The following is a 12,568-nucleotide window of genomic DNA, read 5'->3' as shown; positions in this document are numbered from 1 at the left end:
CGGCGGTGAACAGATCCTCGTCCCAGGTTCTCGGCGTCGCTGCTGCCGCCGGTCCTGATGCCAGTGGCGGTGTCATGGCAACTGCTCCTCGCCGATCGGGTGCGCGACGAGCTCGATGATCTCCGCAGCGGGGCGGTGCGCCGGCCGCGGCGCGACATCGACCCGTCCGGCCGTCCCGAACCGGATCATCACCGTCGGGTAGCCCGCGCTGCCCAGCGGCGGTTGTGACTGCACCGGCGGGACGGCCGCCGCGAGGTCGCTCATGCACGAGGTCGCCAATCCATGCGTGGTGGCGTTGAGCAGGACCGCGGACAGCGCCTCACCGGCGACCAGCCAGTCGGTACGCTGGTCGCCGATCGTGGTGATGACGGCGTGGCGGGCGTAGCGGTCGGCCGCATCGGTTGTTCCCGGGCCGTTGAATTGCACCAGTCTGGCGCCGGCCTCCTCAGCTGCTGCTTCCAGCAGCTTGACCGTCGCCTCAGGGGTCGGCTGATCGGCGAACGGCCGCTGGTCGCTGCGCCGCACGGCGATGGCCCGCCGCAGCCGTTGCGCGTGCAGCTGCCGCCCGATCGGCCCGGTGTACCGCAGCACGGCCAGCAGGTCTCGGTCTGCCGGGTCCGGGAAGCGCAGCACCTGCACGCCGACGCCCTCGGCAGCCAAGGCCACCCGGGCATGGTGCAGCGCGGCTCCACAGCTGATCATCATCAGCCGCCCGTCCGGATCATCGGCGGGCAGCCGGCGGCCGGGGTCGGCGTGGAGCTCGGCGCGGGCGTTGTCGACGCGCCAACGCCACGGCTGCGTACCCAGGATCGACGGCGCGTCCAGCGCGGCCAGCGCTGCCCGGGTCAGCGCGGCGCTGACCGCGCCGACCCGCACAGCCGCACCACGGTCGGTGTAGTGGATCGCCACCATGATCGCTCCCATGGTCGTAGATGGTCGTGCCGTCGTCTCCCACGGTGACGCAGGACGCACGGACCGGGCAGGGGCAAAGGTCCCGCGCCGGGCCGGGACCGCCTGAAACACGACGCTGGACCCGGCCGCCACGTGCCGTTCGGCCGGTGCACGCGCCCGCCGGACCGGACATCGTGGAGGTGCAGGGGCCATCGTGCCCACCGGGCGCAAGGAGGACGTCATGACGTACCGCATCGCCATCAACGGGTTCGGCCGGATCGGCCGGGACTTCATCCGGTGTCTCGTCGACCGTGGACTGCTCGGCGAGCAGTACACCGTCGTCGCGGTCAACGACCTGTTCGAGACGGCAACCCTGGCGCATCTGCTGCAACACGACTCGACGTTCGGTCGGCTCCGCGCGGACGTCGACGTCGACCCGTCCGGGGGCGGGCTGCGCATCGACGGCCAGTACGTCGAGGTACTGCGCCAGCGTGATCCCGATTTCCTGCCCTGGGCCGACCTCGACGTCGACCTGGTCATCGAATCCACCGGCCGGTTCCGGACCCGCGCCGACGCGGCCCGCCACCTCAAGGCCGGCGCCCGGAAGGTGCTGATCTCCGCCCCCGGCAGAGACGTCGACGCGACCATCGTGCTCGGCGTCAACACCGACACCTACGACGCGGACCTGCACGAGGTCATCTCGGCGGCATCATGCACCACGAACTGTGCAGCGCCGATGGCCCAGGTCCTGCACAACGCGTTCGGTATCGAGCAGGGCGCCCTGACGACCGTACACGCGTACACCAACGACCAGATGGTCCTCGACGCCCCCCACAAGGACCTGCGCCGCGCCCGCACCGCCGCCACGAACATCATCCCCACCAGTACCGGCGCCGCGCAGGCCATCGGCCTGGTCCTGCCCGACCTGCAAGGACGCCTCAGCGGTGTCGCCCTGCGAGTGCCCGTCGAGAACGGCTCGATCACCGACCTGACCGTCCGGCTCGCCCAGGCCGCCACCACAGAGCAGGTCAACGCCGCGTTCGCCGCCGCCGCCGCAGGACCCCTGGCCGGCATCCTGCGCTACAGCGACGCGCCGCTGGTCTCCCGTGACATCATCGGCGACCCGGCCTCCTGCATCTTCGACGCCGACCTGACCGCCGCGGACGGCAACCTCGTCAAGGTCTTCGGCTGGTACGACAACGAATGGGCCTACACCAACCGGCTCGTCGACCTCGTCGTGCTCTTCGCTGGCGGCCAGCGCTAACGGCCAGAACACGCCCCTGACCCGCTGCCACAACCTGCGCTGGACCGGCCCGGGCCGACGCCCGACCGACCGGCAAAAGGACGTGGCGGTGGGTTCGAGGCGTGCCGTCGTCGCGCCGCGCGGCGGGACGATGGGGCGACCGGCTCGGTCCACGGCCACATCCGACCCGACGCATGCCGACACCGCCCGTTGTCCTTGTCTCGGCGGCGCTCAGCGCGTTGGGAGCCACGTTGTTGGCAACGGTGAACTGGCGGTGCGGCCCCTGACCCGCGTCTCGCAGCGGTCGCGTTTGCTGGTCTCCGGCCGTGCTGCGAGCCGAGGGCGTCGGGTCGGCTGCGATCCTTGCCGGATGCGCGTCCAGCAGATGGATGAGCGCTACGTTCCGGTGGCGAGTCGTACGGCGACGTGCTGCGCCCATTGGCGAACGGCGACGAGGTCGCGGAAGTCATCGTACGGTGCGCGCAGCGCTGCGACCATCGCGCGTTCGCCGAGTGTCGGGCTGCTGCGGGTGAGCCTGCCGGTGAAGACCTGATGCTCGCGTGCGCCGGTCTGCGTGACCTGCACCTGCACGTCGACTGGGTCCTCCGCCGGGATCGCCGGCTCCCCCATCGGGCCGCTGGAGAACAGGTAGACCACCCGCCGAGTCAATGCGTCGCCGTGCCGGGCCGCGAACGCCACAGCCGGTGGCAGCCAGTGGCCGAGGTAGACGGCGCTGCCGAGGATCACCGCGTCGTACTCCTCGACGGTGGTGACGTCACCGATCGGCAGGATCGTGACGTCCTGACCGGTGTGCTGCAGCACCTTGCCGATGACGTCGGCGATATCGGCCGTCGACCCGTGCTTGCTGGCCGCTGTGACGAGGACCCGCACGACGATCACCTCCCTACTCGCGATGGGACAACAGCGGCCGGCACCAGGCCGGCGAGGGCGACGAAGGTCCCGGCGAACCCCGCCATCGCGGCGACCGTGACCGCGGAGGCATCCGGGTCGCCGGTCGCGTACATGGGACTGGACACGTACTCGGTCCGCGCCGGCGCGTCCCGCAACGCGTTGATCAGGCTGGCGGTAGAGGTCGTGGTGGCGGCCGTCATAGCGGTAGCCCGAGCTCGCGGCCGGTCGCGCGGAGCTCGTCGCGGGCGGCGGGGTGCGCGGCCTGGTCGAGGATCTGCTGCGCCTGTTCGGCGGCGTCGTGACCCCAGATCCGGGCGGTGCCCTGTTCGGTGACGATGTAGCTGTGCTGGAATGATGTCACCGGCCCGGCCAGCATCGGCACCACCGTCGACACGTCGGCCTTCGGATGCCAAGAGCGCAGCGCGATGATGGCGTGGCCGCCGGGTGCGTGCATGGCACCGACGATGAAGTCGGTCTGGCCGCCGAACCCCGAATGGGTGCGGCTCCCGACCCGGGTGGCGTTGGCCTGGGCGAACAGGTCGACCTGCAGGGCACTGTTGATGCTCATCAGGTTGGCGTGCGACGCGATCGTGCCCGGATCGTTGGTCTTCTCCGTGCGCAGCATCCGCACCCGCGGGTTGCGGTCGACCCAGTCGTAGAGTTCGGCCGAGCCGAAACAGAACGACGCGGTGACGGGCGTGTCTGGGTCTAGGCAGCCGGCCTTCTCCAGGGCGAGCGCGCCGTCGCTGAACATCTCGGACCAGACGCGCAGACCCCGTCGGTCCAGCAGCGCGCGTAACGTCGCGTCGGGGATGGCGCCGATCCCGAGCTGCAGCGTCGCCTGCGGTGGCACCAACGCGGCGACGCGCTGCCCGATCGCGGCGGACACGGCGTCCGGAGCGGCGACGGCGTGGGTGAGGAGCGGTTCGTCGGCCTCGAGCAGATAGTCCACCGCTTCCAACGGCAGCAGCGCATCACCGTAGGTCACCGGCATCGCGGCGTTCACCTGGGCGATGACCAGACCCCCGCGGGCGCGGGCCGCCTCGACCGCAGCGGGTAGCACGTTCACCTCGACGCCGAGACTGACAGCCCGGTTGTCGGGGCGGGACGTGTGCAGCAGCACCACGTCCGGGCACAGCCGCTGCCGCAGCAGGAATGGCACGAGCGACAACCGGCACGGGAAGTATCGCAGCCGCGGATGCCCCCGCATGCCCGGCCCGACGAACGCCGACTCGTAAACCACACCCGGCCGGTCCGGGATGCCCGGCTGCGCGTTGAGCATGTGCAGCCGGTACTCGGCGATGGCCGCGTCGGCCAGCCCTAAGAGCCGGTACGGCGTCGCGTAGTTTCCGCTCGCCAGGACCCGCGGCACGCCCGGCAGCGCACCGAGCACCCGGCTGAGTTCGGCCTCGGTCACCGTCCGCATGCCGGGCTCCGGTACCCCGTCCACGCCTGGACTGCGGACGTGTGATTGTTTGCCTCCATACGCCCACCCTGCACCGGCTACCCGCGCCCGTGCAGGGCCGAACGTCCCCCAGCCACTGGACGCACGGGAACCGGCGCCGAGCGCCGGAGACGCCACGCGGCCCTGTCGGCAGGCATGACCGCAGGCCGTGCGGTCCGGGTTGGCCGACCACCCAGCGCCAGATGCGGCAGGCTACCGGCGGTGTCCGCGGGCCATAGGTCCCATCGGCGGCCTACCGCAGACCCTGGCGCCCCGAGGAACGCACGACGGACCATCGAACGGATGGTCCAGCGAACGCCCGGAGGATGACCGGAGGATGACATGACACGTGATGGCCTGGTCGTAGTCGGCTTCGACGGCTCCGCGACCGCGTGGACGGCGCTGGACTACGCCGCGACCGAGGCGATCCTACGCGGCTACGACGTACGCCTGGTGCACGCGCTGCTGTCACCGGCCGAGTATGGCGAGACCGCGGTGATCAAGCCGGTGGAGGACGTGCCGACGGAGGCGCGGCGGCTCATCGAGTTCGCCCGCGAGTACCTGTACCGCCAGCACGGCGCCCTGCGGGTCCAGGCGCACATCGCCGACCGGCCGGCCGGCGCGTTGCTCGTCAGTGAGGCGCACGCCGCTGACCTCGTCGTCGTCGGGCGGCGGGGCCGAGGGCTGCTCCCGGTCCGGCTCGGCTCCGTGAGCTCCCACGTTGCTGAGCATGCCAGCTGCCCGGTGACCGTCGTCGCTGCCACGCCTCAGCATCCGGGCGGACCCGTCGTCGTCGGCATTGACGCCGCGACGCCGTCGGAACCCGCCCTGGAACTCGCCTTCGACCTCGTCGACCGGCACGGCAGCACCCTGCTCGCCTGCTACGCGTTCACACCGGGTCACACGTCGGGTCACCCGGACACCGAGACGGCCGGTCGGCTGCTGGACATTGCCCTCGCGGGCTGGTGCGCCCGCTACCCGCACGTCACGGTCCGCAGCCTGATCGTGCGGAACCGGGACGTCACGGCAGCGCTGCTGGACGCCTCGGCGATCGCATCTACGCTCGTGGTTGGCGCCGGTCACGGAACCGGGCCCGTGCGCCGCGCACTGACCCGCCGCGCGGCCGCCCCGCTCGTCGTCGCACGCCCGAGCCGGCGCCTCGCCCACCTCGGGCGGACGAGCGCGTAACCACCGGCGACGCGACGGCACCGCGATCCAGCAACATCCGCCCATACGGCGTGCTCGACCGGTGTGCCGACGGCTTGGCGATGACGCGTTCGGACACCCCCGTGGCTGCGTGCGTCTGCCGGAGGAGCCGCTGTGGCGGCGCTGCGATGAGGCAGCGACCTGCTGGAAGCCTTCCCACCTTCGCGCCGGCGTGACGGCACCGGTCCTTCGACGACAGCTCGTTCGTGCGTCGTACCCCTGCTGCGTCCACTCGCCGTGATCGCTGGTACGCCAGCTGCGGCTCGTCGTGCGGGCCCGGTCGTTCAGTAGGTGTGCAGCCCGGCTGCCCTGAAGGTGTCCCGGACCCGGTTGAACAGGCCGCTGTCGGGTGGCGGGGTGTCGTGCAGCGGGAACGGGATGCCGAGCCGGTCGTATTTCGCCGCGCCGAGCCGGTGGAAGGGCAGCACGTCGACGCGTTCGACGTTGCCGAGCCCGGCGGCGAACCCGGCGACCGCGTCGACGTCGACGGGGTCGTCGGTCAGGCCCGGCACGAGCACGTAGCGGACCCACACGGGCGTGCCCCGGTCGGCCAGGCGGCGGGCGAAGGCGAGGGTGGGCGCGATGTGGCCGCCGGTGAGGTCGTGGTACCGCTGTTCCCGCCAGGATTTGATGTCCAGCAGGACGAGGTCGGTCAGGTCGAGCAGGGTGTCGTCGGCGCGGGCGCCGAGCGCGCCGGAGGTGTCCAGGGCGGTGTGCAGGCCGAGTTCCTTCGCACCGGTGAACAGCGCCCGGGTGAACGCAGGCTGCAGCAGGGGTTCGCCGCCGCTGACCGTCATCCCGCCATGGGTGGTGCGGACGAAGGCGGCGAAGGCTTCGGCCTGCCGCATGACCGCCCCGGCGGTGGTGGCGGTGCCGTCGCGCATGTGCCACGTGTCGGGGTTCTGGCAGTACAGGCAGCGCAGCGGGCAGCCGGACAGGAACGCTACGAACCGGGTGCCCGGTCCGTCGACGCCGGTGGAGATGTCCCAGGAGTGCAGCCGCCCCTGGGCCGGACGCCACAGGGAGGGGGCTCCTGTCGTGGCGTCCGGCCGGTCGGTCCCGCCGCGGGGGGTCGGCGGGACGGTCGGGTGGCTCATGCCGAGCCGTGGAAGGTGCGGTTGACCACGTCGCGTTGCTGTTCCGGGGTCAGTTTGACGAAGTTGACGGCGTAGCCGGAGACGCGGACGGTCAGCTGGGGGTACCGCTCGGGGTGTTCCATCGCGTCGAGCAGGGTGGCCCGGTCCAGGACGTTGATGTTGACGTGGAACCCACCGGCGGAGGTGTAGGCGTCGAGGATGCCGGCCAGGTTCGCGGCGCGTTCGCCGTCGGCACGGCCGAGACCGTCTGGGGTCACGGTGCTGGTGAGCGAGATCCCGTCGCGGGCCGCGGCGTAGGGCAGTTTCGCCACCGACAGGGCGGAGGCGGCCATGCCGTGGGTGTCGCGGCCGTTCATCGGGTTGGCGCCGGGCGCGAACGGCTCCCCGGCCCGTCGGCCGTCGGGGGTGTTGCCGGTGTGCTTGCCGTACACGACATTGGAGGTGATGGTGAGCACCGACTGGGTGTGGATGGCGTCGCGGTAGGTCACGTTGGCCCGGATCTTGGCCATGAACGTCTCGACGATCCACACGGCGATGCTGTCGGCACGGTCGTCGCCGTTGCCGTAGGCGGGGTAGTCGCCGTCGAGGATGTAGTCGACGACGAGGCCGGTGTCGTCGCGGATCGGTTCGACGGTCGCGTACCTGATGGCGGCGAGGCTGTCGGCGGCGACGGAGAGCCCGGCGATGCCGCAGGCGAGGAACCGGCGCACGGGGTAGTCGTGCAGCGCCATCTCGATGCGTTCGTAGGCGTACTTGTCGTGCATGTAGTGGATGATGTTGAGCGCGTCGACGTAGGTGCGGGCCAGCCAGTCCAAAGTCCGGTCGAACGCGGCCAGGACGTCGCCGTAGCGCAGGACGTCCCCGGTAAGCGCGGCGGTTGCGGGAGCGACCTGCACGCCGGTCATCTCGTCGCGGCCGCCGTTGATGGCGTACAGCAGGGCTTTGGCGACATTGACCCGGGCGCCGAAGAACTGCATGTCCTTACCGACCCGCATCGCCGACACGCAGCAGGCAATCGCGGTGTCGTCGCCGGTGTGTGCCCGCAGCAGATCGTCGTTCTCGTACTGGATGGCGCTGGTGTCCAGCGACACCTTCGCGGAGAATTGTTTGAACGGCTCCGGCAGCGTCGGTGACCACAGCACGGTGAGGTTCGGTTCGGGTGCCGGGCCCAGGTTGTACAGCGTCTGCAGGTACCGGTACGACGTGCGCGTGACGAGGGTACGTCCGTCGGCGGCCATCCCGCCGATCGACTCGGTGACCCAGGTCGGGTCGCCGGAGAACAGCTGGTCGTATTCGGGGGTGCGCAGGAACCGGATGATGCGCAGCTTGATGATGAAGTCGTCGACGAGTTCCTGCGCGTCGGTTTCGATGAGGGTGCCTTCGGCGAGGTCGCGCTGCAGGTACACGTCCAGGAACGTCGAGGTGCGGCCGAGCGACATCGCCGCGCCGTTCTGTTCCTTGGTGGCGGCGAGATAGGCGAAGTACAGCCACTGCACGGCCTCCCGCGCGGTCCGGGCCGGGCCGCTGATGTCGTAGCCGTAGCGCGCCGCCATCGTCTTAAGCTCATCGAGGGCGCGCAGCTGCTCGGCGAGCTCTTCGCGGTCGCGGATGACGTCGCCGGTCGCGGGCCGGTCGTCGAGGGAGGTCTTGTCGCGGCGTTTCGCGGCGATGAGGGCGTCGACGCCGTATAGCGGAACGCGGCGGTAGTCGCCGATGATGCGGCCGCGGCCGTACGCGTCGGGCAGGCCGGTGATGACGCCGGCTTTGCGCGCGGCGAGGATCTGCGGGGTGTACGCGTCGAACACGGCCGCGTTGTGGGTCTTGCGGTACCGGGTGAAGATCTCCTTGACCACCGGGTCGAGCTCGTAGCCGTAGGCCTGCAGCCCGTTCTCGACCATCCGCAGACCGCCGAACGGCATGATCGCCCGGCGCAGCGGCGCGTCGGTCTGCAAGCCGACGATCAGCTCGTGCTCGCGGTCGATGTAGCCGGGCGCGTGAGCGGTGATCGACGCCGGAGTGCGCGCGTCGACGTCGTAGATGCCGCGTTCGCGCTCCTGCGGAAACATCGCGGTCAGCAACCCCCACACGTGGCTGGTCCGCGGTGTCGGACCGGCCAGAAACGCCCCGTCCCCCTCGTAGGGGTGGACGTTGGCCTGGATGAAGCCGGCCACGTCGACCTGGTCGCGCCAGGAGCCGCCGTGGAAGCCGCGCCAGGCGGCGAGGTCGGCCGGGGCGCTGATGGTGGTCATCGGTTCCTCCTCGATGGTTCCTGCTGCGGCTCAAGTCTGCGTCGACGCGTCCGGAGGCGGCAGGGCCGGAAGTCCTGCCGCGCTGGGACACCGGTCAGGTGCTGACCGCAGCAACCACACCTTCCCAGCAACACGACCCGGCCCGACGCCCCACCGACGCCGGCGACAGCGCGACGCCGCGATGATCGTCCGTGCCTGCGGTGGTCCTGCGCCGACCGGTGCAGCCTGCCGCCCGAGACCGCCGCAATCCGCCACCGTCGGTGCCGGGCCCATGCCGCGCCGCACGCAGGGGCGAACGTCCCGCCCTGGACGGGCCGGATGGCGGCAGACCGATGACGTTCGCCTCATCCGCCACGGCGACACGAGCCGGAACGCTGACTGTGGGTATTCGCCGCCGACAGGGGACCGCCGTCATGGGCACACAGGCACGTACCGCGTCACGCCGCACCCGCGACGCACGGGCGCAGGCGCTGCAACGCACCCACCGGCGGCACCGGTACGCCGCCATCGCCGGCGGGGTGATCATCGTGGCGTTGCTGGCGACGATCGGGTGCGTCCTCGTGAACGCCACGGACGATGCCCCGGCCGCGGCACCGGCACCGAGTTCGACGGCCGTTCCCGCCGGCACGACCGGCACCAGCGCGATCGTGACCGGCACCGCCTCCGCGCCGGTCACGGTGACGATCTTCCTGGACTACCTGTGCCCCTACTGCGGCCGGTTCGAACGGGCCAACAGCACCGAACTCGAACGCCTCGTCGCCGCCGGCACCGTCAGGCTGGAGCTGCACCCCTTGGCCTTCCTCGACAAGGCCTCGTCCGGGACCAGGTACTCGACCCGGACGGCGAACGCCGTCGCCACCGTCGCCGATCAGGCACCAGGGACGGTGCTCGCGTTCAACACCGCGCTCTTCGCCCAGCAGCCGGCCGAAGGCAGCACCGGCCTCACCGACCAGCAGATCGCTGCGGTCGCCGTCGGCGCGGGCGTCCCCGCCGACGTGGCGGCCACGTTCACCGAACGCCGCTTCGAGCACTGGGTCGGGACGTCGACCGGGTCGGCGTTCAACCGCGACGGCATCACCGGCACCCCCACGGTGAAGATCAACGGCACGGTGTTCGACGGTGACCTGTACTCGTCCGGTCCGCTGACGACGGCGATCACCGCCGCCAAAGGATCCTCGTGACCGGTCCGGGACGCAGCGGCAGGCCAGGCCGTCAGAGCGTCCAGACGAGGCCGGTGACGGAACCCGTCGACGGTGCGGACACGACCGGCCTGTTGGAGCGCCTGCGGCGGCTGCGGCACCGCAACGGCTGGATCTACGGCACGATGCTGGTGTCGGCGGTGCTCAGCCTGATCGCGTCGTTCGTCCTGTCCGTCGACGCGGTCCGGCTCGCCGCCGATCCCGCCGCCGACCTGACTTGCAACATCAACGCCGTGCTGTCCTGCGGGACGGTGGGCCGGTCCTGGCAGGCACACCTGTTCGGGTTCCCGAACGCGTTCTTCGGCCTGACCGCCGAACCCGTCGTGATCACCCTCGCGGTCGCGAGCCTCGGCGGGGTGCGGTTCCCGCGCTGGTTCATGCTGGCCGCGCAGCTCGTCTACACCATCGGTGTCGCCTTCGCTTACTGGCTGTTCTACGAGTCGTCGTTCGTCATCGGCGCCCTGTGCCCGTGGTGCCTGCTGGTCACGGTGTCCACGACGCTGGTCTTCGCCACCCTCACGCACGTCAACGTCCGTGACGGCAACCTGCCGCTGTCCGCCCGGGCCGCACCGGCGCTGCGGGCCGCGTTCGCCGCCGACCTCGACGCCATCGCCGTCACAATCTGGCTGTTGGTCCTGGTGCTGGTCGTCGTGCTCAAGTACGGCACCGCGCTGGTCACCTGATCAGACCCCCGAAGGGAGCCGGGTGCAGGACGTCCGGCAACGACGCCGCGGACAGGGAGGAACTCGTCGTGACGCACACGCTGGTCGTCACCGCCGTTGTCGTTGTCGCCTATGGCACAGCAGGTGCCGCTGTCCTGACCCTCTTCCGTGCGGTTGATACCGCCGGTGCACGGGCGGCGGTGTCCGCGCGCCGGGCGGCACGCCGTTCCCCGGTCGTCGGCGAGTGGCTCGCCCACGCGGAGATCGAAACGGCCCGGTCACTGATCGTCGGCCGGATCGACCCGGTCGCGTACCACCGGGCGATGGCGATGCTCGCCGCCCTGGACGCCGTCACCAACCCGCTCACCGCGCCAGACCCGCCCCGATAAAAGGCCGCCGGTCCCGCGGCGAGGGACGTTCGGTCCGTGCATCCAAGGCAGGCACGGGACATGGTGGACAGTGAGGGAAGGAAGTGCCCCCGAAGAACGACCCGTGCGTTCGCGACGTCATGAACACATCCGTTGTCGTGGTGACGGCGGACTGCACCAGCCGGCACGTGATCGACGTGATCACCGAGTTCGGTGTGAGTGGTGTCCCGGTCGTCAGCGACGACAACCGGGTCGTCGGCGTCATCTCCGAGGCCGACCTGCTGCCGATGCCGCACCCGGCCGGCACCGTATACGGGCAGACATCCAATGCTGCCGCCGGCACTGCCGGTGCGTTGATGACCGGGCCGAGCTAATGCAACGGCACGGGGTGAAGCGGCTGCCGGTACTCGACGACGCCGGCGTACTTGTGCGCATCGTGACCCGGCGGGACCTGCTGCGCAGTGTCCTGCGCGGCGACCGCCCGGACTACGGCGATGGGCGGATGCGCTCGGCCATCCGCCCTGCTCGTGCCGGGGGGGGTCAGAACATCACCGGCGCCTGGAAGCCCTTTTGCTGTTCACCACTCTCATCGATGTCGAACGACAGATGGCTGACGACGTCGACGACACCGTCGACGCGCTCGATCTGCCGGACCAGGGAAGGCACCAGGGAGCCCCGGTCGACCTCGCCCAGCAGGGTCACGACGCCGTCGTCGACCTCGACCCGCAGCTGGGACGGGTCCACACCGACGAGTCCGTCGAGTGCCTCGGCGAGGATCTCGCCACGGATCTCCGCATCGGTGCGCAGAAACACCTTCAGCAGGTCCCTGCGGGTCACCATGCCGATGAGCCGACCGGCGTCGTCGACGACCGGGAGCCGCTTGAGGGTTTCCGTCTCCATGATCCGGGCGGCCGCGACGAGGGACGTCGTGCTCATGACCGTGATGGCCGGAGCGTTCATCAGCTCGCCCGCGGCGGTCGCGTGCGCCTTGCCGCGTGCCTGGCGGGTGTGCCGGGCCTCGAACACCCGCAGACGGTCATCGACGCCGGCGAACTCGATCTTCGGAACCAGGTCGGCCGACGACACGACGCCGACGACCCGGTCGAACCCGTCGACCACCGGGACCGCGTTGATCTCGTGCGCCTCCAGAAGGTCGACGATCTCCTTGAACGGCGTGTCCTCCTGCACCGATATCGCGCCGATCGTCATCACGTCGGCAACGTTCCAGCGGGCCATGACCTGCCTCCTCACGCTGCGATGGTTCCGTCACTGTGTCCTGCACCGACCGTAGGACGCG

At 70.7% G+C, this 12,568-nt stretch carries 13 protein-coding genes and 1 pseudogene; 7 read left to right on the top strand and 7 right to left on the bottom strand.

Going from position 1 to position 12,568, the window contains the following annotated elements:
• Nucleotides 1–72 precede the first annotated feature (72 nt).
• A complete protein-coding gene (locus ACQP00_RS20985) occupies nt 73–924 on the bottom strand; it encodes a hypothetical protein (RefSeq protein ID WP_433221561.1) in 852 nt (283 codons plus the stop codon).
• Between the two features lie 208 nt (nt 925–1,132).
• Between ACQP00_RS20985 and gap the strand changes: the two genes are divergently transcribed.
• Nucleotides 1,133–2,155, top strand: coding sequence for a type I glyceraldehyde-3-phosphate dehydrogenase (gap, locus tag ACQP00_RS20980; protein ID WP_433221559.1), 1,023 nt, complete (start codon nt 1,133–1,135; stop codon nt 2,153–2,155).
• A 375-nt stretch (nt 2,156–2,530) separates the two neighbouring features.
• On the opposite strand, the gene ACQP00_RS20975 is transcribed toward gap, so the two are convergent.
• From ACQP00_RS20975 to ACQP00_RS20965, 3 genes are read right to left on the bottom strand one after another with little or no spacing between them, the layout of a single operon-like run.
• The gene (locus ACQP00_RS20975) at nt 2,531–3,025 is read right to left on the bottom strand and encodes a flavodoxin domain-containing protein (protein WP_433221557.1); all 495 of its coding nucleotides are present in this window, start codon (nt 3,023–3,025) and stop codon (nt 2,531–2,533) included.
• Nucleotides 3,026–3,030: 5 nt separating this feature from the next.
• The gene (locus ACQP00_RS20970) at nt 3,031–3,246 is read right to left on the bottom strand and encodes a hypothetical protein (RefSeq protein ID WP_433221555.1); all 216 of its coding nucleotides are present in this window, start codon (nt 3,244–3,246) and stop codon (nt 3,031–3,033) included.
• Nucleotides 3,243–4,496: an acetyl-CoA hydrolase/transferase family protein gene (locus ACQP00_RS20965; RefSeq protein WP_433221553.1), complete on the bottom strand. Its 1,254-nt coding sequence runs from the start codon at nt 4,494–4,496 to the stop codon at nt 3,243–3,245. Before ACQP00_RS20965 ends, ACQP00_RS20970 begins: the two co-directional genes overlap by 4 nt.
• Before the next feature lie 336 nt (nt 4,497–4,832).
• On the opposite strand from ACQP00_RS20965, the gene ACQP00_RS20960 reads away from it, so the two are divergent.
• A complete protein-coding gene (locus ACQP00_RS20960) occupies nt 4,833–5,678 on the top strand; it encodes a universal stress protein (protein ID WP_433221551.1) in 846 nt (281 codons plus the stop codon).
• A 302-nt stretch (nt 5,679–5,980) separates the two neighbouring features.
• Here ACQP00_RS20960 and pflA read toward each other — a convergent pair whose 3' ends face one another.
• Complete coding sequence (pflA, locus tag ACQP00_RS20955) at nt 5,981–6,793, bottom strand: pyruvate formate-lyase-activating protein (RefSeq protein ID WP_433221550.1); 813 nt, start codon at nt 6,791–6,793, stop codon at nt 5,981–5,983.
• A complete protein-coding gene (gene pflB, locus ACQP00_RS20950) occupies nt 6,790–9,042 on the bottom strand; it encodes a formate C-acetyltransferase (protein WP_433221548.1) in 2,253 nt (750 codons plus the stop codon). The genes pflA and pflB overlap by 4 nt, the downstream gene beginning before the upstream one ends.
• Nucleotides 9,043–9,455: 413 nt before the next feature.
• Between pflB and ACQP00_RS20945 the strand changes: the two genes are divergently transcribed.
• The 5 genes and pseudogenes from ACQP00_RS20945 to ACQP00_RS20925 all read left to right on the top strand — a co-directional run.
• The gene (locus ACQP00_RS20945) at nt 9,456–10,223 is read left to right on the top strand and encodes a DsbA family protein (RefSeq protein WP_433221546.1); all 768 of its coding nucleotides are present in this window, start codon (nt 9,456–9,458) and stop codon (nt 10,221–10,223) included.
• A 53-nt stretch (nt 10,224–10,276) separates the two neighbouring features.
• Nucleotides 10,277–10,924 carry a vitamin K epoxide reductase family protein gene (locus ACQP00_RS20940; protein ID WP_433221544.1) on the top strand — a complete coding sequence of 216 codons (648 nt, stop codon included), beginning with the start codon at nt 10,277–10,279 and terminating at the stop codon, nt 10,922–10,924.
• Nucleotides 10,925–10,992: 68 nt separating this feature from the next.
• On the top strand, nt 10,993–11,292 hold the full coding sequence (locus tag ACQP00_RS20935; RefSeq protein WP_433221542.1) for a hypothetical protein: 300 nt from the start codon (nt 10,993–10,995) through the stop codon (nt 11,290–11,292).
• A 167-nt stretch (nt 11,293–11,459) separates the two neighbouring features.
• Nucleotides 11,460–11,645, top strand: a complete 186-nt coding sequence (locus ACQP00_RS20930) for a CBS domain-containing protein (RefSeq protein ID WP_433221540.1) — start codon at nt 11,460–11,462, stop codon at nt 11,643–11,645.
• A pseudogene (locus tag ACQP00_RS20925) lies at nt 11,645–11,689 on the top strand (hypothetical protein); the annotation flags it as partial. The gene ACQP00_RS20930 and the pseudogene ACQP00_RS20925, both read left to right, overlap by 1 nt.
• A 122-nt stretch (nt 11,690–11,811) precedes the next feature.
• On the opposite strand, the gene ACQP00_RS20920 reads toward ACQP00_RS20925, so the two are convergent.
• Complete coding sequence (locus ACQP00_RS20920; protein WP_433221538.1) at nt 11,812–12,522, bottom strand: CBS domain-containing protein; 711 nt, start codon at nt 12,520–12,522, stop codon at nt 11,812–11,814.
• Between the last annotated feature and the right edge of the window lie 46 nt (nt 12,523–12,568).

Origin of the sequence: Dactylosporangium sp. CS-047395 (assembly GCF_050942185.1) — a bacterium.
Classification (GTDB): Bacteria; Actinomycetota; Actinomycetes; order Mycobacteriales; family Micromonosporaceae; genus Dactylosporangium.
This window is presented reverse-complemented; position numbering and strand designations above follow the sequence as displayed.